Annotated in this window: 26 protein-coding genes and 1 pseudogene; 23 read left to right on the top strand and 4 right to left on the bottom strand. The window is 61.8% G+C overall.

The genetic code is table 11. The features are described from left to right. The 3 genes and pseudogenes from FJ434_RS00005 to FJ434_RS00015 all read left to right on the top strand — a co-directional run. Nucleotides 1-217, top strand: a pseudogene (locus tag FJ434_RS00005) (3-deoxy-8-phosphooctulonate synthase); the annotation flags it as partial. A 78-nt stretch (nt 218-295) separates the two neighbouring features. After that, complete coding sequence (locus FJ434_RS00010; protein ID WP_027145611.1) at nt 296-499, top strand: dodecin family protein; 204 nt, start codon at nt 296-298, stop codon at nt 497-499. 83 nt (nt 500-582) lie between these two features. Beyond that, nucleotides 583-948, top strand: coding sequence for a PRC-barrel domain-containing protein (locus tag FJ434_RS00015; RefSeq protein ID WP_140711519.1), 366 nt, complete (start codon nt 583-585; stop codon nt 946-948). Between the two features lie 57 nt (nt 949-1005). Here FJ434_RS00015 and FJ434_RS30430 read toward each other — a convergent pair whose 3' ends face one another. Further along, the gene (locus tag FJ434_RS30430) at nt 1006-1131 is read right to left on the bottom strand and encodes a hypothetical protein (protein ID WP_084636826.1); all 126 of its coding nucleotides are present in this window, start codon (nt 1129-1131) and stop codon (nt 1006-1008) included. A 201-nt stretch (nt 1132-1332) separates the two neighbouring features. Here FJ434_RS30430 and eno point away from each other — a divergent pair, with 201 nt between their 5' ends. The 12 genes from eno to FJ434_RS00080 all read left to right on the top strand — a co-directional run bounded on the left by eno (nt 1333) and on the right by FJ434_RS00080 (nt 11974). After that, nucleotides 1333-2607, top strand: coding sequence for a phosphopyruvate hydratase (gene eno, locus FJ434_RS00025; protein ID WP_140505252.1), 1275 nt, complete (start codon nt 1333-1335; stop codon nt 2605-2607). 152 nt (nt 2608-2759) lie between these two features. Beyond that, nucleotides 2760-3083, top strand: coding sequence for a septum formation initiator family protein (locus FJ434_RS00030; protein ID WP_140711520.1), 324 nt, complete (start codon nt 2760-2762; stop codon nt 3081-3083). A 191-nt stretch (nt 3084-3274) separates the two neighbouring features. Then, nucleotides 3275-4312 carry a pyruvate dehydrogenase (acetyl-transferring) E1 component subunit alpha gene (pdhA, locus tag FJ434_RS00035; protein ID WP_027146759.1) on the top strand — a complete coding sequence of 346 codons (1038 nt, stop codon included), beginning with the start codon at nt 3275-3277 and terminating at the stop codon, nt 4310-4312. 14 nt (nt 4313-4326) lie between these two features. After that, nucleotides 4327-5724 (top strand): pyruvate dehydrogenase complex E1 component subunit beta, encoded by a 1398-nt coding sequence (locus FJ434_RS00040; RefSeq protein WP_140750416.1) that lies wholly within the window; start codon nt 4327-4329, stop codon nt 5722-5724. Nucleotides 5725-5736: 12 nt separating this feature from the next. Further along, complete coding sequence (locus FJ434_RS00045; protein ID WP_140505258.1) at nt 5737-6024, top strand: hypothetical protein; 288 nt, start codon at nt 5737-5739, stop codon at nt 6022-6024. A 3-nt stretch (nt 6025-6027) separates the two neighbouring features. Continuing rightward, nucleotides 6028-7395, top strand: a complete 1368-nt coding sequence (locus tag FJ434_RS00050) for a pyruvate dehydrogenase complex dihydrolipoamide acetyltransferase (RefSeq protein WP_140505260.1) — start codon at nt 6028-6030, stop codon at nt 7393-7395. 13 nt (nt 7396-7408) lie between these two features. Then, entirely contained in the window at nt 7409-7822 is a 414-nt protein-coding gene (locus FJ434_RS00055) for a hypothetical protein (protein ID WP_140750414.1), read from the top strand. Nucleotides 7823-7826: 4 nt separating this feature from the next. Then, complete coding sequence (locus FJ434_RS00060) at nt 7827-8462, top strand: SGNH/GDSL hydrolase family protein (RefSeq protein WP_140750412.1); 636 nt, start codon at nt 7827-7829, stop codon at nt 8460-8462. Nucleotides 8463-8478: 16 nt separating this feature from the next. Further along, nucleotides 8479-9942, top strand: a complete 1464-nt coding sequence (lpdA, locus tag FJ434_RS00065; RefSeq protein WP_140750409.1) for a dihydrolipoyl dehydrogenase — start codon at nt 8479-8481, stop codon at nt 9940-9942. A 99-nt stretch (nt 9943-10041) separates the two neighbouring features. After that, entirely contained in the window at nt 10042-10299 is a 258-nt protein-coding gene (locus FJ434_RS00070) for a GlsB/YeaQ/YmgE family stress response membrane protein (protein ID WP_027142753.1), read from the top strand. Nucleotides 10300-10435: 136 nt separating this feature from the next. Next, nucleotides 10436-11401: a lipoyl synthase gene (lipA, locus tag FJ434_RS00075; RefSeq protein ID WP_140750407.1), complete on the top strand. Its 966-nt coding sequence runs from the start codon at nt 10436-10438 to the stop codon at nt 11399-11401. A 114-nt stretch (nt 11402-11515) separates the two neighbouring features. After that, nucleotides 11516-11974, top strand: a complete 459-nt coding sequence (locus FJ434_RS00080; protein ID WP_140750405.1) for a type II toxin-antitoxin system RatA family toxin — start codon at nt 11516-11518, stop codon at nt 11972-11974. Here FJ434_RS00080 and FJ434_RS00085 read toward each other — a convergent pair. Both FJ434_RS00085 and FJ434_RS00090 read right to left on the bottom strand, forming a co-directional pair. Then, a complete protein-coding gene (locus tag FJ434_RS00085; protein ID WP_140750403.1) occupies nt 11950-12459 on the bottom strand; it encodes a CinA family protein in 510 nt (169 codons plus the stop codon). The two genes, FJ434_RS00080 and FJ434_RS00085, sit on opposite strands and share 25 nt — an antisense overlap. Further along, the gene (locus FJ434_RS00090) at nt 12456-13685 is read right to left on the bottom strand and encodes a bifunctional 2-C-methyl-D-erythritol 4-phosphate cytidylyltransferase/2-C-methyl-D-erythritol 2,4-cyclodiphosphate synthase (protein ID WP_140750401.1); all 1230 of its coding nucleotides are present in this window, start codon (nt 13683-13685) and stop codon (nt 12456-12458) included. The genes FJ434_RS00085 and FJ434_RS00090 overlap by 4 nt, the downstream gene beginning before the upstream one ends. Before the next feature lie 140 nt (nt 13686-13825). Between FJ434_RS00090 and dusB the strand changes: the two genes are divergently transcribed. The 8 genes from dusB to hflX all read left to right on the top strand — a co-directional run bounded on the left by dusB (nt 13826) and on the right by hflX (nt 23960). After that, nucleotides 13826-14854 (top strand): tRNA dihydrouridine synthase DusB, encoded by a 1029-nt coding sequence (dusB, locus tag FJ434_RS00095; protein ID WP_140750399.1) that lies wholly within the window; start codon nt 13826-13828, stop codon nt 14852-14854. Next, nucleotides 14851-15993 (top strand): nitrogen regulation protein NR(II), encoded by a 1143-nt coding sequence (locus FJ434_RS00100; RefSeq protein WP_027142747.1) that lies wholly within the window; start codon nt 14851-14853, stop codon nt 15991-15993. Before dusB ends, FJ434_RS00100 begins: the two co-directional genes overlap by 4 nt. Next, nucleotides 15990-17450, top strand: a complete 1461-nt coding sequence (gene ntrC / locus FJ434_RS00105) for a nitrogen regulation protein NR(I) (RefSeq protein ID WP_140750397.1) — start codon at nt 15990-15992, stop codon at nt 17448-17450. Before FJ434_RS00100 ends, ntrC begins: the two co-directional genes overlap by 4 nt. A gap of 129 nt (nt 17451-17579) precedes the next feature. Further along, nucleotides 17580-19865 (top strand): PAS domain-containing sensor histidine kinase, encoded by a 2286-nt coding sequence (locus FJ434_RS00110; protein WP_181166015.1) that lies wholly within the window; start codon nt 17580-17582, stop codon nt 19863-19865. Further along, nucleotides 19855-21216 carry a sigma-54 dependent transcriptional regulator gene (locus FJ434_RS00115; protein WP_027142744.1) on the top strand — a complete coding sequence of 454 codons (1362 nt, stop codon included), beginning with the start codon at nt 19855-19857 and terminating at the stop codon, nt 21214-21216. Before FJ434_RS00110 ends, FJ434_RS00115 begins: the two co-directional genes overlap by 11 nt. 98 nt (nt 21217-21314) lie before the next feature. Further along, a complete protein-coding gene (locus FJ434_RS00120; protein WP_140505276.1) occupies nt 21315-22178 on the top strand; it encodes a D-amino-acid transaminase in 864 nt (287 codons plus the stop codon). A 144-nt stretch (nt 22179-22322) separates the two neighbouring features. Further along, nucleotides 22323-22568 (top strand): RNA chaperone Hfq, encoded by a 246-nt coding sequence (gene hfq, locus FJ434_RS00125; protein WP_006202172.1) that lies wholly within the window; start codon nt 22323-22325, stop codon nt 22566-22568. After that, complete coding sequence (gene hflX, locus FJ434_RS00130; protein WP_140750395.1) at nt 22569-23960, top strand: GTPase HflX; 1392 nt, start codon at nt 22569-22571, stop codon at nt 23958-23960. A gap of 61 nt (nt 23961-24021) precedes the next feature. Here hflX and mazG read toward each other — a convergent pair whose 3' ends face one another. Then, entirely contained in the window at nt 24022-24846 is an 825-nt protein-coding gene (gene mazG, locus FJ434_RS00135) for a nucleoside triphosphate pyrophosphohydrolase (protein WP_140750393.1), read from the bottom strand. Between the last annotated feature and the right edge of the window lie 87 nt (nt 24847-24933).

Raw genomic sequence — 24933 nt, forward strand, 5'->3', positions numbered from 1 at the left:
GCCGGGCGGGCAGGGCGGGTCGTCTGGCGGGGAGCGCCGCTTTGTCGAGACGCTGGCCCGCGCGGCCGTTGCCGTCGGCGTTGCCGGCGTCTTTATCGAGACCCATCAGGACCCCGACAATTCGACCTCTTCCGATGGTCCCAACATGGTGCCGCTGAAAGACATGCCGGCACTGCTGGAAAGGCTGATGGCCTTCGACAGGATCGCAAAGGGCTGAAAAGCCGCCGCCTTGTAGCGAACAAGCCCCGGTTATACGCTTTGTCCTGCAAATGAGCGTTTTGGCAGGAGGAAGCCAATGTCTGTCGCCCGCGTCACCGAAATCACCTCGTCGTCCAGCAAGAGCTTTCAGGACGCCATCGAGCAGGGAATTGCGCGCGCCTCGAAGACCCTGAAGAACGTCGAGGGCGCCTGGATCCAGGACCAGAAGATCGTTGTCGAGGACGGCAAGATCACGGCCTATCGCGTCAACATGAAGGTGACTTTCATCCTCGCTGAGTGATCAGGCAGCCACCAAAAAGTCGGGAACTTTCGCCCGCGCCCCTCATTGTCAGGCAGAGATCAACGACAACGAGGAGTACGATAATGACTACCCAGACAGGCCACACCGAAGCCATTGCCGCTTCGCGAGTCATCGGCACTACCGTCTACAACACCCAAGGCGACAGCATCGGCAGCATCGAGGATGTCATGCTCGACAAGACGTCGAATGGCATCATGTTCGCGGTGATCGGTTTCGGTGGCTTTCTCGGCATTAGCGAGAAGTACCACGCCATTCCTTGGGCAAGCCTCGACTATGATGAGGCAAGAGGCGGCTATGTCGTACCCTTCACCAAGGAACAGCTGAAGGCAGCGCCTGCCCATTCGATCAACGAACTGGCCGGCGCGGATGGCGAGAGCGCGCGCGACGAGTCCTATCGGTATTACAAAGTCAGGCCCTATTGGCATTGACGCCACGATCGAAAAAGGGGGTCGTTTCGACGGCCCCCTTTTCGATTCAAGGCAACGCTACTCGCTGATGTGCGAAGCCGCCAAAGGCGCAAAGGCTTTTGGCGGTGACTGCTGATTGTCGCATGACGTCAGGAACGCCGCGGCGATCAGGAACAGACTGACGATACCGCTCAACTCAGACATGGCGAAACTCCTCCTGTTTCGCCCCGCGCGACAACATCCATAACCTGGAATGCGCGTGTGGTGGCATGACTTATGATGACAGAAACTTGCGCTTCGTGAATCGAGCGAACGGCAATATTCGGCCAGGGCCCGATTGCCTTTTGCGTCGCTTTGGCTAAGACGGGCGCGACCCCTTTCTCCAGATCAATCGAGGACATCGTAATGACCGCCATCATCGATATTGTCGGGCGTGAAATCCTGGACAGCCGTGGAAACCCGACCGTCGAGGTCGATGTCGTTCTCGAAGACGGTTCGATGGGCCGCGCCGCTGTGCCGTCGGGCGCGTCGACCGGCGCCCACGAAGCCGTCGAACTTCGCGACGGCGGCGCCCGCTATCTCGGCAAGGGTGTGCTGAAGGCCGTCGAGGCGGTCAATGGCGAACTGTTCGAGGCGATCGGCGGCATGGAAGCCGAAAACCAGATCCATATCGATCAGACGATGATCGAGCTTGACGGCACGCCCAACAAGAGCCGACTCGGCGCCAACGCCATTCTGGGCGTTTCGCTGGCGGTCGCGAAAGCCGCGGCCGATGCCGCCGGCCTGCCGCTCTATCGCTATGTCGGCGGCACCAAGGCGCATGTCCTGCCGGTGCCGATGATGAACATCATCAATGGCGGCGCGCATGCCGACAATCCGATCGACTTCCAGGAATTCATGATCCTGCCGGTCGGCGCGCCGACGCTGCGCGAAGGCGTACGCTGGGGTTCGGAAATCTTCCACACACTGCGCAAGAAGCTGAAAGATGCCGGCCACAACACCAATGTCGGTGACGAGGGCGGCTTCGCGCCGAACCTGAAGAGCGCGCCGGTGGCGCTCGACTTCATCATGGAATCGATCGAAAAGGCCGGATTCAAGCCGGGCGAAGAGATCGCGCTCGGCCTCGATTGCGCCGCGACCGAGTTCTTCAAGGACGGCAACTATGTCTATGAGGGCGAGAAGAAGACGCGCGACCCCAAGGCGCAGGCCAAGTACCTCGCCAAGCTCGCCGCCGATTATCCGATCATCTCGATCGAGGACGGCCTCGCCGAGGATGACTGGGAAGGCTGGAAATACCTGACCGACCTGACCGGCAAGAAGACGCAGCTTGTCGGCGACGATCTCTTCGTCACCAACACGGCGCGCCTGCGCGATGGCATCCGCATGGGTGTCGCCAATTCGATACTGGTCAAGGTCAACCAGATTGGCTCGCTGACCGAGACACTCGACGCGGTCGAGACCGCGCACAAGGCAGCCTACACGGCCGTCATGTCGCATCGTTCGGGCGAGACCGAGGATTCGACCATCGCCGATCTTGCCGTCGCCACCAATTGCGGACAGATCAAGACCGGCTCGCTGTCGCGCTCCGACCGCATGGCCAAATACAACCAGTTGATCCGCATCGAGGAAGAACTCGGCAAGCAGGCGCGTTACGCCGGCAAGTCGGTGATCAAGAGCTGATCCGGCCGCACATTGTCGATATGGAGAGGGCGGGACATCCCGCCCTTTTTCATTTCAGGCCCGACTGGGCGGCCTCCCGTAACCGTCCGTTAAGCACAATCAGGCGAAAAAGGCTTCGAGCCGTCTGAGTTCGCGGCCACGGGGAATCGGTCATGTGGACGCGTCAGCACAAGCAGAGAAACACCGGCCGGCTGATCATTCCCTCGCTCTGCGTGGCGTTCCTGGCCTATTTCGGCTTTCATGCCTATCATGGCGAATTCGGCATCAATTCCAAATACAAGCTGGAGGCCGAGACGGTCGCGCTGCAGGGTCAGCTCGTTGCGATCAAGGCGCGCAGGACGGAGCTCGAACGGCGCGTCAAGCTCATGCATGATGGCACGCTGGAGAAGGACATGCTCGACGAGCAGGCGCGCAAAGCGCTCAATCTATCCCAACCTGATGAGATCACCATCATGCTGCCGGTTTCGGCGAAGTAACCAATTTTCGGTTAATCGCCAATATTTCAATGATTTTAACCGCTTAGGCGCATGCCAGCTATGCAATTTCGACATGGCGGAACGCCTTTCTACGTGTTAGCCTCCCATAAATCGAAGGGGAGGGGCGATCTCCCCGGAGCAGGTTGACCTTGCTCCAGTGTCCGCAAAGAGACGCCAACAGGGAGTGATGCATGGCCAACGCAGCCAGAAAAGCGCCTGCCAAATCGAAATCCGACGGCAAATCCGGTCTGTCGGCACCCAAGCCTGCTGACTTCACCAAGGACGAAGAGCTTGCCGCCTACCGGCACATGCTGCTCATTCGCCGCTTCGAGGAAAAGGCCGGCCAGCTCTACGGCATGGGCTTCATTGGCGGCTTCTGCCATCTCTATATCGGCCAGGAAGCCGTGGTCACCGGCATGAAGATGGCGCTGATCGACGGCGACCAGATGATCACAGCCTATCGCGACCACGGCCACATGCTGGCGATGGAGCTGTCGCCGCGGGGCGTGATGGCCGAGCTGACCGGACGCCGCGGCGGCCTTTCAAGGGGCAAGGGTGGCTCCATGCACATGTTCTCCAAGGAAAAGCATTTCTATGGCGGTCACGGCATTGTCGGCGCGCAGGTGTCGCTCGGCACCGGCCTGGCCTTCGCCAACCGCTACCGCGACAACAACAATGTCTCGCTGACCTATTTCGGCGACGGCGCCGCCAACCAAGGTCAGGTCTATGAGAGCTTCAACATGGCCTCGCTGTGGAAGCTGCCGGTGATCTACATCATCGAGAACAACCGCTACGCCATGGGCACATCGGTTTCGCGCTCGTCGGCGGAAACCAATTTTTCGCATCGCGGCGCCTCGTTCAAGATTCCGGGCATCCAGGTCGACGGCATGGACGTGCGTGCGGTGAAGGCGGCCGGCGATTTGGCTACCGAGTGGTGCCGTGCCGGCAACGGACCCATCATTCTCGAAATGCAGACCTACCGCTATCGCGGCCACTCGATGTCCGACCCGGCGAAATACCGCTCCAAGGAAGAAGTCCAGAAGATGCGCTCCGATCATGATCCGATCGAGCAGGTCAAGGCGCGGCTCATCGAGAAAAAGTGGGCAACCGAGGACGAACTCAAGACCGTCGACAAGGAGGTTCGCGACATCGTCGCCGACGCCGCCGAATTTGCCCAGCACGACGCCGAGCCGGATCCGTCCGAGCTCTGGACCGATATCGTATTGTAAGGGAGGGCCAGGACATGCCGATCGAAATTCTCATGCCCGCGCTCTCGCCGACCATGGAAGAGGGCAATCTTTCCAAATGGTTGAAGAATGAGGGCGACAAGGTCGTCGCCGGTGACGTGCTCGCCGAAATCGAAACCGACAAGGCGACGATGGAAGTCGAAGCCGTCGATGAAGGCACGTTGGGCAAGATCCTGATCGCCGCCGGCACCGAAGGCGTCAAGGTCAACACGCCGATCGCCGTTCTGCTGCAGGACGGCGAGAGCGCGGCCGATGTCGGCAAGTCCGCGGCTCCCGCCAAGGCGGAAGCACCGGCAATGGCGGAAGCGCCGGCCGAGGACAAGGCGGAGGTGGCAAAGCCAGCCGCCGCACCCGTCGCGGCCGCACCGAAAATGGAAATCGCCGCCGATCCCGATATTCCTGCCGGCACCGAGATGGTCTCGACCACGGTGCGCGAGGCGTTGCGCGATGCCATGGCGGAGGAAATGCGCCGCGACGGCGATGTCTTCGTGATGGGCGAGGAAGTCGCCGAATACCAGGGCGCCTACAAGATCACGCAAGGCCTGCTGCAGGAATTCGGGCCGCGTCGCGTCGTCGACACGCCGATTACCGAACATGGTTTTGCCGGCGTTGGCGTCGGTGCGGCGATGGCTGGGCTGAAGCCGATCGTCGAGTTCATGACCTTCAACTTCGCCATGCAGGCGATCGACCAGATCATCAATTCGGCTGCCAAGACGCTCTATATGTCGGGCGGCCAGATGGGCGCGCCGATCGTGTTCCGGGGGCCGAACGGCGCGGCGGCCCGTGTCGCCGCGCAGCACTCGCAGTGCTATGCCGCCTGGTACAGCCACATTCCGGGCTTGAAGGTCGTGATGCCATATACGGCGGCCGACGCCAAGGGCTTGCTCAAGGCGGCGATCCGCGATCCGAACCCGATTATCTTCCTCGAGAATGAGATCCTCTACGGCCAATCCTTCGACGTGCCGAAGCTGGATGATTTCGTGCTGCCGATCGGCAAGGCGCGCATCCACAAGGCAGGCAAGGATGTCACCATCGTCTCCTTCGGCATCGGCATGACCTATGCCGTCAAGGCTGAAGCCGAGCTGCGCGGCATGGGCATCGATGCCGAGATCATCGACCTCAGGACCATCCGTCCACTCGATCTCGACACCGTCATCGCCTCGGTCAAGAAAACCAACCGGCTGGTCGTGGTCGAAGAAGGCTACCCGCAGAATTCGGTCGGCGACCATATCGCCAACCAGGTCTCGCAACGCGCCTTCGATTTCCTCGACGCGCCGGTCATCACCATTGCCGGCAAGGACGTGCCGATGCCCTATGCGGCCAACCTCGAAAAGCTGGCATTGCCGAATGTCGGCGAGGTCATCGAGGCGGTTAAGGCGGTCACATATCGCTAGGGAGCAATGCGGATGCTGTCTTTCTGGACGTTGGCAGCCATCATTGTTCCCACTGTCGTGGTCGCATTTTTCGTGCGATCGATGACCGGGAAGTTCGATGCGGTTTTGTTGATGCTCAGCGGTGCCGCGTCGCTGGTTCTTGCTATTGTGGCAACTGCTTCCGCAAAGGTCGACCAGACCGGCAGCATGATGGTCCTCGAGATGGGCAAGGGCAGCTACCATTTCGGTGTCTTGCCACCCGTGTTCATTGTCGCCACGCTGACCGTCATGCGTGGCCTTTTCAAATTCATCCAGGAGTGAGCGATGCCTATCAACATCACCATGCCGGCCCTGTCGCCCACGATGGAAGAAGGCAATCTGTCAAAATGGCTGGTCAAGGAAGGCGACAAGGTTTCGCCGGGCGATGTCATCGCCGAGATCGAGACCGACAAGGCGACGATGGAGGTCGAGGCTGTCGATGAGGGTACGGTTGCCAAGCTCGTCGTGCCGGCCGGAACCGAAGGCGTCAAGGTCAACGCGCTGATCGCCGTGCTTGCCGCCGAAGGCGAGGATGCGGGGGCTGCCGCCAAAAGCGGTGGCGATGCCGCACCGGCGAAGGAAGCCGCCAAGGCTGAAGCGCCGCAGCCCGAGGCATCAAAGGCCGAGACACCAAAGACCGAGGCGTCGAAGCTCGAGCCTGCCTCGGCAGCTCCAGCCACTGCCGATGGTCAGGCGGCTGGCGACCGCACCTTTGCATCGCCGCTCGCACGCCGCATCGCCAAGGAGGCGGGCCTCACCCTTTCAGCCATATCCGGCACCGGCCCGCATGGCCGGGTGGTGAAAGCAGACGTGGATGCCGCGATCGCCGGCGGTGGTGCCGAGGCAGCGCCCGCCGCCAAGGCTCCGGCTGGCGCACCAGCCGCCGCGCCGGCGGTGAAGCCAATGTCGGACGACCAGGTGCTGAAGCTGTTCGAGGAAGGCTCCTACGAACTCATTGCGCATGACAACATGCGCAAGACCATCGCGCGGCGCCTGGTCGAAGCCAAAACCACCATCCCGCATTTCTACCTGACGCTCGACTGCGAACTCGATGCGCTGCTGGCCCTGCGCACGCAACTCAATGCCGCCGCGCCGGTGAAGAAGACCGACAAGGGTGAGGCGCCTGCCTACAAGCTGTCGGTCAACGACATGGTGATCAAGGCGATGGCCATGGCGCTAAAGGCGGTGCCGGATGCCAATGCCTCCTGGACCGAGAGCGCCATGGTCAAGCACAAGCATGCCGATGTCGGCGTTGCCGTGTCGATCCCCGGTGGCCTGATCACGCCGATCATCCGGCATGCGGACGAAAAGACGCTGTCCGTCATCTCCAACGAGATGAAGGATTTGGCCAGCCGCGCCCGCAGCCGCAAGCTGAAGCCCGAGGAGTATCAGGGTGGTACGACGGCGGTCTCCAATCTCGGCATGTTCGGCATCAAGGATTTTGCCGCGGTGATCAACCCGCCGCATGCGACGATCCTGGCGGTCGGCGCCGGCGAGGAGCGGGCGGTGGTCAAGAACGGCGAGATCAAAATAGCCACGGTGATGTCGGTGACGCTGTCGACCGATCATCGCGCCGTCGACGGAGCCCTGGGGGCCGAACTGCTGGTCGCCTTCAAGAAGCTGATCGAAAATCCGATGGGCATGCTGGTCTAGGAAGGAAAAGGCTGTGCGAATATTCTTCACCAGCCTTTTTGCCTTTCTCATTTCCGGGTTGGCCGGGGGGCTGATCGCGCAATGGTTGGCCCTCGCCACCGGCGCCGAGGAAGAATACATCATCGTCTTCATGTTCTCGGTGCTGGTGACTTTTGTCGTCACCTTCGTCTTCTTCGTCGCGCAATTGACGAACGATCCGGTCGCGGCCGTGGCGACGGCGGGAAAGTGGACGCTGATTGTATTTGTGGCGCTGCTCCTCCTCTTGGTCGCGCTGATCCTCTACAGCGACAGCAGCGCCGCGGTGGTCAGGAAAGACATGCCGGTGGTTGCCGGTCTCGGTCTGCCGGGCCTGGTGACGATCATCATCCATTGGTTGTTCGTGCGCTGGCGCGTGAAGCGCGGTGTGGCCGACATAGAGGCGGGTTGAACGGATGAAGACGGTTCTTTGTTACGGCGACTCGCTGACATGGGGTTACAATGCCGAAGGCGGGCGTCATGCGCTCGAGGATCGCTGGCCAAGCGTGCTGCAAGCTGGCCTCGGCGAAGGCGTTCAGGTTATCGCCGACGGCCTCAACGGCCGCACCACCGCCTTCGACGATCATCTGGCCGGAGCCGAACGCAACGGTGCGCGGCTGCTGCCGACGGTGCTGACGACGCATGCGCCGATCGACCTGATTGTCATCATGCTCGGTGCCAACGACATGAAGCCATGGATCCATGGCAACCCGGTTGCGGCCAAGCAAGGCATCCAGCGGCTGATCGACATCGTGCGTGGCCACGACTATCCGTTCGACTGGCCGGCGCCGCAGATACTGATCGTTTCGCCACCTGTTGTAAGCCGCACCGAGAATGCCGATTTCAAGGAGATGTTTGCCGGCGGCGATGACGCCTCGGCGCAGCTCGCAGGGCAGTATTCGACGCTTGCCGACGAAGCCGGCTGCGGCTTCTTCGATGCAGCCACCGTGGCGCAAACCACACCTCTCGACGGTGTCCACCTCGACGCCGAAAACACGCGAAACATCGGCGAGGCGCTGACTTCGGTCGTGCGCGTCATGCTGGAATTGTGATTGAAGGAGAAAAACCGTGGCTGAGAACTACGACGTCATCATCATCGGCTCCGGTCCCGGCGGCTATGTCACGGCGGTGCGTTCCGCCCAGCTCGGCTTCAGGACGGCGATCGTCGAGCGCGAGCATCTCGGCGGCATCTGCCTGAACTGGGGTTGCATCCCGACCAAGGCGCTGCTGCGTTCGGCCGAGATCATGCACTATTCGGATCACCTGAAGGACTATGGCCTGAAGCTGGACGGCAAGGTCAGCGCCGACACGGCGGCAGTGGTCGATCGGTCGCGGAAAGTGTCACTGCGGCTCAATGGCGGCGTTGCCTTCCTGATGAAGAAGAACAAGGTCGACGTTATCTGGGGTGAGGCCAAGCTATCGAGGCCTCCTTCCGGTGATAAATTGGGTGAGATCGTTGTTTCCAAGACGGCCAAGAAGCCGATGGAACCGCAGCCGCCGGTGCCGAAAGGCGTCAAGGGCGAGGGCACCTACGCCGCCAAGCACATCATCCTGGCGACCGGCGCCCGGCCGCGCGCACTGCCCGGCATCGAGCCGGATGGCAAGCTGATCTGGACCTATTTCGAAGCCATGGTGCCCAAGGAGATGCCGAAGTCGCTGCTGGTGATGGGTTCGGGCGCCATCGGCATCGAATTCGCCTCCTTCTACCGCACCATGGGCGCGGATGTGACAGTCGTCGAGCTGCTGCCGGCCGTGATGCCTGTCGAGGACGCAGAAGTCTCGAAGTTCGCGCAAAAGCAGTTCGAGAAGCAAGGCATGAAGATTATCCTCGAAGCCAAGGTGACCAAGGTCGAGAAGGGGGCTAACTCGGTCACCGCGCATGTCGAGATGAAGGACGGCAAGGTCGAGAAGATATCAGCCGACCGCATGATCTCCGCCGTCGGCGTCCAGGGCAATATCGAGGGCCTCGGCCTTGAAGCACTCGGCGTGAAAACCGATCGCGGTTGCGTCGTCATCGACGGTTACGGCAAGACTAATGTGCCTGGCATTTACGCCATCGGCGATGTCGCCGGCCCGCCGATGCTTGCCCACAAGGCCGAGCACGAGGGCGTCGTGTGCGTCGAGAAGATCGCGAATTTCCCCGGTGTTCACGCCATAGACAAGCTCAAGATCCCCGGTTGCACCTACTGCAATCCGCAGGTCGCCTCGGTTGGCCTGACGGAAGCCAAGGCCAAGGCCGAAGGCAAGGACATCCGCGTCGGCCGCTTCCAGTTCGCCGCCAACGGCAAGGCGATCGCGCTTGGCGAGGACCAAGGCTTCATCAAGACCATCTTCGACAAGAAGACCGGTCAGCTGCTCGGAGCGCATATGGTCGGCGCCGAAGTCACCGAATTGATCCAGGGCTTTGTCGTGGCGATGAACCTCGAAACGACCGAGGAAGAGCTGATGCACACGATCTTCCCTCATCCGACGCTGTCGGAGATGATGAAGGAAAGCGTGCTCGACGCCTATGGCCGCGCCTTGAACGCATGATAGATTCGCCGCAGGAGACTCAGCTTCGAAAGTCGCGAGATTGCGACGGCGAGGCAGTTCGTTTCCGGATGCATTTTTACTCGCGCAAGGAGAAGGCATATGCACTTGAACGGCGTGGGCTGGATCGCAGCCATCATCATCGGCGGCCTGGCAGGCTGGTTGGCCGAAATGGTTATGAAGAGCAACACCGGCATATTCATGAATATTATCATGGGCATCGTTGGCGCTGTGGTGCTGAATGCCATCCTGCAGGCGCTCAACATCGGCGTGTTCGGCGTCGGCTGGACCGCCTATCTGATCACCGGCTTTATCGGTGCCTGCCTGTTGATCTGGGTCGGTCGTCTGGTGCGCCGTTAATCGATATCGCTCCGGCTATGCGAAAACGGCTGTGGCGGCATGCGCCGCCGCAGCCTTTTTCTTTGTGTTGAAAAGTCCTAGATGACGTGAAAGTGACGATCGCCGACGAGCGGTCGCGAGAAAAGCCAGGGTTCAGATGGTCACTGTCCTCGACACGATCGCCAACGCGCCGCGGCTGCGGCATCCCGAGAAAGCGCACAAGCCCGACCAGGAGGTGTTGCGCAAGCCGGACTGGATCCGCGTCAAGGCGCCGGTTTCGAAAGGTTATGCCGAGACACGCGAGATCGTGAAATCGCACAAGCTGGTGACCGTATGCGAAGAGGCCGGTTGCCCGAATATCGGTGAGTGCTGGGAAAAGAAGCACGCCACCTTCATGATCATGGGCGAGATCTGTACGCGCGCCTGCGCCTTCTGCAATGTCGCCACCGGCATCCCGACCGCGCTCGATCCCGACGAGCCGGCCCGGGTCGCGCATGCCGTCAAGCAGATGGGCCTTACCCATGTCGTCATCACCTCGGTTGACCGGGACGACCTCGCCGATGGCGGTGCGCAGCACTTCGCCGATGTCATCCGTGAGATTCGGGCGGCAACGCCTCTGACGACGATCGAAATCCTGACGCCGGATTTCCTGCGCAAGGACGGGGCGCTGGAGATCGTCGTGGCGGCCAGGCCCGACGTCTTCAACCATAATCTCGAAACTGTGCCGTCGAATTATCTGAAGGTCCGGCCAGGCGCCCGCTATTTCCACTCGATCCGGCTGCTGCAGCGGGTCAAGGAACTCGATCCGTCGATTTTCACCAAGTCCGGCATCATGGTGGGTCTGGGCGAGGAGCGGAATGAAATCCTGCAGTTGATGGATGATCTGCGCTCGGCCAATGTCGACTTCATGACTATCGGCCAATACCTGCAACCGTCGAAAAAGCACCATCCGGTGATCCGCTTCGTCACGCCCGAGGAATTCAAGTCCTTCGAGACGATCGGCAGGACCAAGGGTTTCCTGCTGGTGGCATCGAGCCCGCTGACGCGCTCGTCGCATCACGCCGGCGACGATTTCGCCCGGCTGCGCGCGGCGCGCGAAGCGCAGCTCATGAAAGCGCTCTAATGCATGTCGCCCAAAAGTGACCTCGGTTTTGGGAGAACGACGTGCATAACGACAAAGACTCTGAAGCGCGTCGCATGACTCCGTTTCGACGCGACGTGCTTTAGGGCCGGTTTCATGCCGAAATTCGAAGCCACCCGCCGCGTCGCCCACACGCCTGAGCAGATGTTCGCGCTGGTCGCCGACATCGAGACGTACCCGCAATTCCTGCCGCTTTGCGAAGCGCTGACGGTCCGCTCGCGCAAGGAGCGTGACGGACGCACCATCCTCGTGGCCGATATGAGCATCGGCTACAAGGCGATCCGGGAGACCTTCACGACGCAGGTGCTGCTCAAGCCCGAAGACAACGCAATCGATGTGAAATACATTGATGGCCCGTTCAAATATCTGAGCAATGTCTGGCGTTTCGAGCCAGACGGTGCCGGTTGTACCGTGCGCTTCTTCATCGACTATGAATTCAAGAGCCGCATCCTGGGTGCGCTGATGGGCACGATGTTCGACCGTGCCTTCCGCATGTTCGCCGAGGCTTTCGAAAAACGCGCCGACGTCATCTACGGCAAGACACCGGCGTCCTGACTCGCGCCAAGCGCCTGCAAGCCGAGCTCGAGTGCATGGTTGACCGTTTCCCGGCGGATGAAGTTTCGGCCATTGTCGGCAAACAGCTTGTATTCAGCCGTCACCGGCTGGCCGTTCACCGCAACGCCGAACCAGACCAGCCCGACCGGCTTTTCCCTAGAACCGCCACCCGGACCGGCAATGCCGGTGACGGCCAGGGTCAGCCCGGCGTGTGAACGGGCGAGCGCGCCGGCTGCCATTTCGATCGCTGTCTCGCGAGAAACCGCGCCATGCGCGTCAAGCGTGGCGGCGCGCACGCCGAGCATGTCCATCTTGGCTTCATTGGAATAGGTGATGAAGCCGCGATCGACCACGGCCGAAGAGCCGGCAATTTCGGTCAGCGCGGCAATGATCATGCCGCCGGTGCAGCTTTCCGCGGTCGCCAGCATGATGCCGCGCTCCCGGCAGGCCTCAAACAGGGCGATTGCCAGGTCGCTGTTGGTCATTCCGGAACCTCGCCGGGAAACACCACGCTGGCGGTTGCGATCGCCGCGATGCCTTCCTCGCGGCCGACGAAGCCGAGCTTCTCGTTGGTTGTCGCCTTGATCGAGATGCGGTCGGCGGAAATGCCTAGCATCTGGGAAAGGACCGCCGTCATCGCCTCGCGGTGCGGGCCGACACGCGGTGCCTCGCAGATCAGCGTGATGTCGGCATTGGCGATGCGCCCGCCGCGCTCGCGCACCAGCCTTGCCGCATGTTCGACGAATAACCGCGACGCAGCACCTTTCCACTGCGGATCGGAAGGCGGGAAGTGCGTGCCGATGTCGCCGGCCCCGCAAGTCGCCAGCAGCGCGTCGGTCAGGGCATGCAGGCCGACATCGGCGTCGGAATGGCCCGACAATTTTCTGTCGTGCGGAATGGCGACGCCGCAGAGCGTGACATGGTTGCCGGGCTCGAAGGCATGGACGTCATAGCCATTGCCGGTGCGGATGTCGGGAAAGTGTGCCCGCTCGCTGGAAAGTCGCTGATGCGCCATGGCGATGTCCCGTGCCCATGTGAGTTTGACATTGTCCGGCGAGCCGGGAACGAGCTTCACCGGCATTTGCATCCATTCAGCGATCGACGCGTCGTCGGTAAAGTCGGTTTTGCCTCTGTTATAGGCTTCCTCATGCATCGTCATGATCGCGAGGAAGGGAAAGCCTTGCGGCGTTTGCGCCGCGTGCAGCCCGCTCCTGGGGACTGTTTCGCCGACCATGCCGGTGGCCGATTCGCGTTTCAGCGTGTCGGCAACGGGCAAGGCGGGAAGCGCGCCTTCGCCCTCGCCGATGGCCGCGATGGTGCGGTCGATCAGATCCATGTCGACAAAGGGGCGCGCGGCGTCGTGGATGAGGACCTTGTCCGGCGCGTAGCTTCTTAGCGCGTGCAGCCCGAGCCGAACCGAATCCTGTCTGGTTGCGCCTCCGGCGATTGCCGTCACCCGATCGGCATCGGTGCCGACTGCTTGCCGAAAAAGCTCCTGGTCCTCGGCATGAATGGCCACGACGATCCGGCCGATAAGCGGGTGCGCCAGAAAAATATCTATGACACGAGCGATGACGGCACGTCCGCCAATTCGTTGATATTGCTTCGGGCCATCAGTCTGTCCGGCACGCGCGCCGCGACCAGCCGCGACGATAACCACCGCGACTTTGCCACTCGGATCCGGAGCCTGATTTTCAGTTGCGCCAGTCATTCAGTCTGGTCCTAGTCGCGGCTAAGGCCGAAGGCCAGCATTTTCCCAATTGCGCCTTAATGTGGCGTCATTCCGCGTTGCACATTTCTCTCGATCTGGCTAGAGAATGTGCAACGGATGGACATGCTTGGTTTTTGTGCATGGTTAACTTGATCAGATTGGCCGCGCCTCTCGACGTCGGCGGCGTGAGAATCCGCAACCGCGTCTTCCTCGCGCCGATGTCCGGGATTACGGACGAGGCGTTCAGACAGCGCGCCCATGCGCATGGCGCCGGTCTGGTCGTGTCCGAAATGGTGGCCAGCGGCGAACTCGCCAAGGGCAGGGCCGGCTGCGACCTGCGCATTCGTCATTCCGGCCTGCCCGTCCATATGGTGCAGCTTGCCGGCCGCGAAGCCAGGCATATGGCTGAAGGCGCACGGATCGCCGCCGGCGAGGGCGCCGACATCATCGACATCAATATGGGCTGTCCGGCCAAGAAGGTCACCGGTGGCTATGCCGGCTCGGCATTGATGCTGGACCTCGACCACGCGCTCTCGCTGATCGAGGCCGTTGTCGCCGCCGTCAAGGTGCCGGTGACGGTCAAGATGCGACTGGGTTGGGACGACGCCGCACTTAACGCTCCCGTCCTGGCCCGCCGTGCCGAGCAGGCGGGCGTCAGGATGGTCACGGTTCACGGTCGTACACGCTGCCAGTTCTACCAGGGCAAGGCGGATTGGCGCGCCATCGCTCGCGTCAAGGAGGCCGTTTCCATCCCGGTCGTCGCCAATGGCGATGTCTGCTCCCAGGCTGAAGCCTCGGTCATTCTCGAACAGTCCGGCGCCGACGCAGTGATGGTCGGCCGCGCCCATTATGGCGCGCCGTGGGTCGCCGGCAGCATCGCTGCGGCTGCCGGCGGGACATTTTCATCCGGCATTCCCGAGACCCCGCAAGGGCTCGCCGACTATGTCGTCGCCCATTACGAGGACATACTGGCGCTTTACGGCATCGAGAGCGGCCTGCGGCAGGCGCGCAAGCATCTGGGCTGGTATCTCGATCGACATGCCGGCGGTGTCGCTGGCGAGAGTAGAAAAGCGATAATGACCGCGCTCGAGCCGGCTCGCGTCATTACCTTGCTGCGCGATGTGTTTTCGCGCGATCCGCAAACCTTGAACCTGCGGAGCGCCGCATGACCGCCACCGCTGGCCAGGGCACCGAAATGGCCGATGCCGCCCAGATCGTGCTGAACACGATCCGCCGCCCGGTGATCATGCTCAGCGAGGAAGGCTTTATCACCTTCGCCAACGCCGATGCCGAGGATTTCTTTCGCTCCAGCGCGACCATGCTGGCGCGCAACACCCTGTCCAAGCTGATACCCTTCGGCAGCCCGTTGCTGACGCTGGTCGACCAGGTGCGCGAGCGCCGCGCGCCCGTCAACGAGTATCGGGTCGACGTCTCGTCACCGCGCCTCGGCATCGAAAAGGTCGTCGATCTCTATGTCGCGCCGGTGCCGGAATTTCCGGGCTCCGTCGTCGTCATGTTCCAGGAGCGGTCGATGGCCGACAAGATCGACCGGCAGATGACGCATCGCGGCGCCGCGCGATCGGTGACCGGCCTGGCGGCGATGCTGGCGCATGAGATCAAGAACCCGCTCTCCGGTATCAGGGGTGCTGCCCAGCTGCTCGAACTGTCCGCATCCGATGAGGATCGCGCGCTGACGCGGCTGATCACCGACGAGACGGACCGCATCGTCTCGCTGGTCGACCGTATGGAGGTGTTTTCCGACGAGCGGCCGATCGATCGCTATCCCGTTAACATCCACGTCGTGCTCGATCACGTGAAAGCGATCGCAAAGAATGGTTTCGCGAAGAAAATCAAGATATTGGAGGATTATGATCCTTCGTTGCCTCCGGTATTCGCCAACCGCGACCAGCTGATCCAGGTGTTTCTCAACCTGATCAAGAACGCCGCCGAGGCAATCGGCAGCGATCCGCAGGGCGAAATCGTGCTGTCCACCGCCTTCCGGCCCGGTATTCGGGTTTCGGTCCCGGGCACGCAGGACCGCGTATCGCTGCCGCTGGAGTTCTGCGTGCGCGACAATGGTTCCGGCGTCTCGGAAGATATCCTGCCGATCCTGTTCGATCCCTTCATCACCACCAAGCCGAACGGCTCGGGGCTGGGGCTGGCGCTGGTGGCCAAGATCGTCGGCGAACATGGCGGCATCATCGAATGCGATTCGACGCCGCGCGCGACAACGTTCCGGGTCCTGATGCCAGCCTGGAAAGAAACGGCGCTGGGCGCCGATCAAGACGGCGAAGGAGACCGCAAATGACGGTTCGCGGCAATATTCTCGTCGCCGACGACGATGCGGCGATCCGCACCGTACTCAATCAGGCCCTGTCGCGTGTCGGTCACGAGGTGCGCGTCACCTCCAACGCCTCGACCCTGTGGCGTTGGGTGGCGGCAGGCGAGGGTGACCTCGTCATCACCGACGTCGTGATGCCGGACGAGAACGCTTTCGACATGCTGCCGCGCATCAAGAAGGCGCGGCCGGAACTGCCCGTCATCGTCATGAGCGCCCAGAACACCTTCATGACGGCGATCCGCGCTTCCGAGACGGGCGCCTACGAATATCTGCCGAAGCCCTTCGACCTGACCGAACTCCTCAACATCGTCAATCGCGCGCTATCCGAGCCCCGGCGGCCGAAGATCGATGCCCGGCAAGAAGAGCAGCCCGAGACAATGCCGCTGGTCGGCCGTTCGGCCGCCATGCAGGACATCTACCGCATGCTGGCGCGCATGATGCAGACCGACCTGACGGTCATGATCTCGGGCGAATCGGGCACCGGCAAGGAACTGGTGGCGCGCGCGCTGCATGAGTATGGACGCCGCCGTGGCGGTCCATTCGTTGCCATCAACATGGCGGCGATCCCGCGCGACCTGATCGAATCGGAATTGTTCGGCCACGAGAAGGGCGCGTTCACCGGAGCGCAGAACCGCTCGACCGGCCGCTTCGAGCAGGCAGAGGGCGGCACGCTGTTCCTCGACGAGATAGGCGACATGCCGATGGAGGCGCAGACGCGCCTGCTGCGCGTCCTGCAGCAGGGCGAGTACACGACGGTCGGCGGCCGCACGCCGATCAAGACCGATGTGCGCATCGTCGCTGCCACCAACAAGGACCTGCGCACGCTGATCAACCAGGGCCTCTTCCGCGAAGACCTTTTCTATCGCCTCAACGTCGTGCCGCTCAGGTTGCCGGCGCTGCGCGAGCGCTCCGAGGATGTGCCCGATCTGGTGCGCCATTTCTTTAAGCTTGGCGAAATGGAGGGGCTGCAGACCAAGCGTATCTCTTCCGGCGGCATCGAACTGATGAAGCGCTATCCATGGCCAGGCAATGTGCGCGAACTGGAAAATCTCGTTCGCAGGCTTGCCGCGCTTTATTCGCAGGACGAGATTTCCGCCGAGATCATCGAGGCGGAGCTCAAGACAGGTGAGCGCCCGGTGGTACCAGGCGCCGGCAACCTCATTCCCGACGATCTTTCCATTGGCCAGGCAGTGGAGCACTTCCTGCAGCGCTATTTCTCCTCCTTCGCGGGCGAATTGCCGCCCGCCGGTCTCTACGAGCGCATTCTGTCCGAAGTCGAATATCCGTTGGTGCTGGCTTCGATGACGGCAACCCGCGGCAACCAGATCAAGGCCGCGGAGCTCTTGGGCCTCAACCGCAACACCTTGCGCAAGAAGATTCGCGAATTGGGCGTCAACGTCTACAAGTCATCCCGCCAGACCTGAGCCGGCGCCGGGCACACGATCTTTTCAGGGGACCGAACGGGGAAAGAGTCCCGTCGCCGTCACACTTGTTGCATAATCGCCACAATGCGTTGCATAGATCGGATGCAATCACTGGCTCTACACGGCGACATGGCTCCGCAGACACCTGTACTCAACCAACCGCTTTTCAGCGAACCCGGCGCGCGCGACGGACGCCGGCTGCTGGCGCTGCCCGGCGTGATCGCGGTCGTCGGCGCCCTGGCCATGGCGGCCATTTCGTTCGCCATACTGGTCGGAGCGACGCCGATTGCGCCGGACGCCAAGGCAACATGGGCGCTGATCGCACTCAACGCCGCCTTCGTGGTCTTCCTGATTGCGCTGGTCGGGCGCGAGGTGCATCGCATCGTCATGGCCCGCCGCCATGGCAAGGCGGCTTCGCGCCTGCATGTGCGCATCGTTGCCATGTTCGCGCTGGTTGCCGCCATTCCCGCCATCATGGTGGCGATCATCGCCTCGATCACACTCGATATCGGCCTTGATCGCTGGTTTGAGATTCGCACCAAGACAATCGTCAATTCTTCACTCTCGATCGCCGACGCCTATGTGCAGGAGAACGCGCGCAACCTGCAGGGCACGACATTGTCGATGGCCTACGATCTCGATGCCTCCCGCTCGCTTTATGGCCTCGATCGCACCGGCTTTCTCGATCTCATGAACAAGGAAGCCGTAGGCCGCTCGCTGGCGCACGCCGCGCTGATCAAGCCCGACGGCTCCTTCGTCATGAGCGCCAAGACCGATGCCGATTTCGCCATGCCGGAACCGCCGGAAGGCGCGGTTGCCACTGCCACCGACGGCAAGCCGGTCCTGATCGAGCCGCGCACGCGCAACATCATGGGCGCCATCGTCAAGTTGCGTGAGATCGAGGGCCTCTATCTCTACACCATCCGTCTGGTCGACCCAGAGGTGATCAAGGCGCGGCAGATCGTCAGGTCCAACACCGACGAGTATCGCAATCTCGAGGACAACAGGCGCACCTCGCAAGTGGCATTTGCGCTGCCCTACCTGTCGTTGACCCTGATCATTATCCTGTCGGCGATCTGGACCGGCATAGCCGTCGCCGACCGACTGGTGCGGCCAATCCGTCAGCTGATCGGCGCCGCCGATGAAGTCGCGACCGGCAATCTCGATGTCGCGGTGCCGGTGCGGCCGTCCGATGGCGATGTCGCCTCGCTCGGCGATACCTTCAACAAGATGCTGCTGGAGCTCAAATCACAGCGCAACGAGATCCTGTCGGCGAAGGACCTGATCGACGAGAGGCGGCGTTTTTCGGAAGCCGTGCTTGCCGGTGTCACCGCCGGCGTCATCGGCGTCGACCCTTACGGCATCATCACCATCGTCAATCGGTCTGCCGAATCGATGCTGGCCATTTCCGCCAGCGCGGCACTTGGGCAAAACCTTTCCGCGATCCTGCCGCATGTCGGCCGTGTCTTCGAGATCGGACGCAAGTCCGGCAAGCCGGTCTACCGCGAGCAGGTGACTTTCTATCGCGCCGGCGCCGAGCGGACCTTCAATGTGCAAGTCACCATCGAGGCCGGCGACGACGGCTCTGAAGAAAAATCCTATGTCGTGACGGTGGATGACATCACTGATCTGGTTCAGGCCCAGCGTTCATCCGCCTGGGCCGACGTGGCGCGACGCATTGCCCACGAGATCAAGAATCCACTGACCCCGATCCAGCTTTCCGCAGAGCGTATCAAGCGCCGCTATGGCAAGGTCATCACCGAAGACCGCGAAGTTTTCGACCAGTGTACCGACACCATCATCCGGCAGGTGGAGGACATCGGCCGCATGGTCGACGAGTTCTCGGCTTTCGCGCGCATGCCAAAGCCCGAGATGAAGGCCATCGACCTGCGCGAATCACTGCGCGAAGCTTCCTTCCTGGTCGAAGTCAGCCGCGCCGATATCACGTTCGAGCGGATATTCGGCAATGAGCCGCTCAAGGGCACTTTCGACAGCCGGTTGATGGCCCAGGCCTTCGGCAATGTGATCAAGAATGCGGCTGAAGCGATCGACGGACTGGAACAGAAGGACGGTTCGCACGGCATAATCCGGATTCAAGCCGGGCGTCAGAATGGCGCGATTCGCATCGACGTCATCGACAACGGCAAAGGCCTGCCGCGCGAGAATCGCCAACGGTTGCTGGAGCCTTATATGACCACACGTGAAAAGGGCACCGGGCTTGGTCTCGCTATCGTCAAGAAGATCGTGGAGGACCATGGCGGCAGGCTGGAGCTCCATGATGCACCTGCGGATTTTCACGGCGGGCGCGGCGCGATGATCAGCGTCATCCTGCCGCCCGCGGCCGCCGCGCTGCCGCGCGGCGAAAGCAGGGCGGACCACGAAAGAGAAACTGAAAAGGTCGATAATGGCGTCTGATATTCTCATCGTCGATGACGAGGAAGACATCCGGGAACTCGTCGCAGGCATCCTGAGCGACGAGGGTCACGAAACCCGCACGGCATTCGATGCCGACAGCGCACTGGCGGCCATCGCCGATCGAGCGCCGAGGCTGATCTTCCTGGACATCTGGCTGCAAGGCTCGCGCCTGGACGGATTGGCGTTGCTGGACGAGATCAAGACCATGCACCCGAACCTACCCGTGGTGATGATTTCAGGCCACGGCAACATCGAAACTGCGGTTTCCGCCATCCGTCGCGGCGCGTATGACTTCATCGAGAAGCCATTCAAGGCCGACAGGCTGATCCTCATTGCCGAACGTGCGCTCGAGACCTCGAAATTGCGCCGCGAGGTTTCCGACCTCAAGCTGCGCAGCGGCGAGACCTTCGACCTGATCGGCATGTCGTCGGCGATGAGCCAGTTGCGCCAGACCATCGAGCGCGTCGCGCCGACCAACAGCCGCGTGATGATTATTGGTCCCTCCGGCTCGGGCAAGGAACTGGCGGCCCGCGCCATCCATACGCTGTCGACCCGCAAGGGCGCGCCCTTCGTGACGCTGAGCGCCGCCAACATCACGCCCGAACGCATGGAGATCGAACTGTTCGGCACCGAATCGAACGGGGTCGAACGCAAGGTGGGAGCGCTGGAGGAAGCCCATCGCGGCATTCTTTACATCGACGAAGTGGCCGACATGCCGCGCGAGACGCAGAACAAGATTTTGCGCGTTCTGGTCGAACAGCAGTTCGAGCGGGTGGGCGGCACAAAGCGGGTCAAGGTCGATGTCCGCATCATTTCCTCGACCTCGCAGAACTTGGAGGCGATGATCGCCGACGGGCGCTTCCGCGAGGATCTTTACCACCGTCTCGCCGTGGTTCCGGTCATGGTGCCGGGGCTGGCCGAGCGGCGCGAGGACATTCCCTATCTCGTCGACAATTTCATGAAGCAGATCGCCCGCCAGGCCGGCATCAAGCCGCGGCGTATCGGCGACGACGCGCTGGCCGTGCTGCAGGCGCACAACTGGCCGGGCAACGTGCGTCAGCTGCGCAACAATGTCGAGCGGCTGATGATCCTGGCGCGCGGCGAGGACGTCGACGCGCCGATCACCGCGGATCTGCTGCCGTCCGAAATCGGCGATGTCATGCCGCGCACGCCCAACCAGTCGGACCAGCACATTATGGCGCTTCCCCTGCGCGAGGCACGAGAGCAGTTCGAAAAGGACTACTTGATCGCCCAGATCAACCGGTTCGGCGGCAACATCTCGAAGACGGCCGAGTTCATCGGCATGGAGCGCTCCGCCTTGCATCGCAAGCTGAAGTCGCTGGGCGTCTGACGCGCGGCGTCCGTCAGACGCGCCTGGGCCAAGCATTTGCCGGTTACGGCGGCGGCGGAATCGCATAAGAAAGCCCGAGAATTTTCCAGGGGTCGCCAATGCCGCGCATTGCCTATGTCAACGGGCGCTACGTCGCTCATGCCGACGCTTCCGTGCATATCGAGGATCGCGGCTATCAATTCGCCGATGGCGTCTATGAGGTCTGCGAGGTGGCGCGCGGCTTCATCGTCGACATGCCGCGGCACCTTGCCCGGCTGAACCGCTCACTGACCGAACTGTCGATCACCTGGCCGGTGACACGCAATGTGTTGCCGCTGATCCTGCGCGAGGTGGTCAACCGTAATCGTGTCGTCAACGGTCTGGTCTATGTTCAGGTGACGCGCGGTGTCGCCAGCCGCGATTTCGTCTTTCCGGCGGCGGACACGAAGCCGGCCTTGGTGGTGACCGCCAGGAAGGCGGATCCTGCCGCCGGCACGAAACGGGCTGAGACTGGTATCGCCGTCATCACCGTACCCGAGAACCGCTGGGACCGTGTCGACATCAAGAGCACCGGGCTGCTGCCCAATGTATTGGCCAAGCAGAAGGCCAAGGAGGCCGGCGCTCAGGAAGCCTGGTTCGTGGACACGGATGGCAACGTCAAGGAAGGTGGCTCGTCGAACGCCTGGATCGTTACCAGGGATGGGGTTCTGGTCACCAGGCCGGCCGAACATGGCATTCTGCGCGGAATCACGCGCACCACCATGTTCGAAGTCGCGGCGAAACTTGGCCTGAAGATCGAGGAGCGTGGATTTTCCGTTGCCGAGGCCAAGACGGCTCGCGAAGCATTCATCAGTTCGGCGACGACTATTGCCATGCCAATCGTGACCATCGACGGTGATCCCATAGCCAATGGGCACCCCGGCTCAATAACACTTTCGTTGCGGCAGGCCTTTTTTGACATTGCGGAAAAAAGTCCAGCCTGATAACCGCACAGGTGGAATGAACATCAATATATCTCGTTCTGCTTGTCGTTACTGACGGCAAGAGGGTGTTTGCGCGCTTGACATGTGCCCGTTAATTTGGCGCATTGGCTGCAAACCGAAGGGGATCGGCGAAAGACAAAAACAATGGCGGAACGATCGCAAAACCTTCAGGACCTGTTCCTGAATTCAGTTCGCAAGAGCAAGAACCCGCTCACCATCTTCCTTATCAACGGCGTGAAGCTGACCGGCGTGGTCACTTCCTTCGACAACTTCTGCGTCCTGTTGCGCCGCGACGGCCACTCCCAGCTCGTCTACAAGCACGCCATTTCCACGATCATGCCGAGCCAGCCGGTTCAGATGTTCGATGGCGAGGAAAGCCAGGGCGCCTGATTGGCACGTGAGAAGGACGCGGACGGCACGGTTCGCGGAAAACCAGCGCATCATCCCGGGACGGAAGCCAAAGGTCCGACCAGGGCCGTTGTCATTGTGCCTGTGCTTACCCGCCAGCCGCGTAATGACGATGACACGAGCCGTCCCCGGCTGACGCGCTCGGCCGAGGCGCGCCATGACGAAGCAGTCGGCCTTGCCCGAGCCATCAACCTCGATCTGATCCATACGGCGGTCGTAACCGTCAACGATCCACGTCCGGCGACGTTGCTCGGCAGCGGCAAGGTCGAGGAGTTCGGCCAAATCGTGAACGAGGGTCACGCGGAAGTGGTCATTGTCGACCATCCCCTGACCCCGGTGCAGCAGCGCAATCTCGAGAAGGAATTCAACGCCAAGGTGCTGGATCGCACGGGGTTGATCCTGGAGATCTTCGGCGAGCGGGCGCGCACCAAGGAAGGCACGCTGCAGGTCGAGCTTGCCCATCTCAACTACCAGAAGGGCCGCCTAGTGCGCAGTTGGACCCACCTGGAGCGTCAGCGTGGTGGTGCCGGCTTCCTCGGCGGCCCCGGTGAAACGCAGATCGAATCCGATCGGCGTCAGTTGCAGGAAAAGATCATAAAGCTGAAGCATGAGCTGGAAACCGTGCGCCGCACTCGCGACCTGCATCGCGCCAAGCGCAAGAAGGTGCCGTTTCCAGTGGTGGCGATCGTCGGCTACACCAACGCCGGGAAGTCGACGTTGTTCAACAAGCTGACCGGAGCAGGGGTGCTGGCGCAGGACATGCTGTTTGCCACGCTTGATCCGACACTGCGCCGCGTGCGCCTGCCGCATGGAACGCCGATTATCCTTTCCGACACGGTGGGCTTCATCTCGGACCTGCCGACGCATCTGATCGCGGCTTTCCGGGCGACCTTGGAAGAGGTGGTCGAGGCCGATCTCGTCCTCCATCTGCGCGACATTTCCGATCCCGACACGGCGGCGCAGGCCGAGGATGTCGAGCGCATCCTCGCCGACCTCGGCGTCGACGCCAGCGACACCAAGCGCGTGATCGAAGTCTGGAACAAGATCGACCTGCTGGACGAAGGCAACAGGCAGCGGCTGCTCGCCGACGGCGCCGACGGCAGCAAGGAGCCGCCAATCGCAATATCGGCGGCATCAGGCGAGGGCATCGATGCGCTGAAAGCGATCATCGAAACGCGGATGGCCGGCGAGCTGCAAGATCTGACGGTGACGATCGAGCCGGCCCAGTTCGGGCTTCTCGACTGGCTCTACCGCAATGGTGATGTCGTTTCGCGAACCGACAATGACGACGGCAGCGCCACTATCTCGCTCCAGGCCACGCAAAGCGCCCGTGAAGAGATCGAAAGCCGGTTGCGCCGCAAAAACAACGGCTAAGGCGCGGCAATTCCAGGGAAAGTGTATCGCGGCTTTTGTCTGGGATTGCCGAGCTATAGGCTTACTTCGCGGTTTTTGCATCCTGCCAGAGCGCTTCCATTTCCTCCAGGGTAGCTTCCTCTAGCGAGCCGCCTGATTTTTCCAGGGCCTGCTCGACATGGTGAAAGCGCGAGCGGAATTTTTCGTTCGTTCCGCTCAGCGCCGCCTCCGAATCGATCTTGAGGTGACGACCGAGATTGACGACGGCAAACAACATGTCGCCGAACTCGTCCTTGATCTCAGCCGTTTCGCCCTTGGCCAGAGCCTCGCGCAGCTCCCCGATCTCTTCTTCGATTTTATCCAGGATAGGAGCAGCCTCGCTCCAGTCGAAGCCGACACGGGCGGCCTTTTCCTGAAGCTTCAAGGCTCGCGTCAAGGCGGGCAGCGCGACCGGAACACTGTCCAGGAATCCCTTGCCATTGTCCTCCGGGTCGAGGCCGCGCGCGAGGCGGGCTTGCCGCTTCTCGGCCTTCTCCTGCGCCTTGATCTTCTCCCACATGCCCTTGGCCATGCCGGCGCTGCGAGCCTTCTCGTCGCCAAAGACGTGCGGATGGCGGCGGATCATCTTGGTGGTGATGGCCTGGACCACGTCAGGGAACGCGAATTCACCGGCCTCCTGCGCCATCTGGGCATGGTAGACGACCTGCAGCAGGAGGTCGCCAAGCTCGTCGCGCAGGTCGTCGAGATCGCCGCGCGCGATGGCGTCCGCCACTTCATAGGCCTCTTCGATCGTATAGGGGGCGATGGTGGAGAAATTCTGCTCGATGTCCCACGGGCAGCCGGTCTTCGGCGCGCGCAACGCCGCCATGATCTCGATCAGGCGTGAAATGTCTTTCGATGGCGTCATGTAGCGGATGCTACAGCGCGAACCACCGCACTGCCAACGCTGTCAGCCGGCGAGGGGACCTTGTCCACAATTGCACTGCATCCGCTT

Source organism: Mesorhizobium sp. B2-5-13 (assembly GCF_006440535.1).
GTDB classification, from domain to species: Bacteria; Pseudomonadota; Alphaproteobacteria; order Rhizobiales; family Rhizobiaceae; genus Mesorhizobium; species Mesorhizobium salmacidum.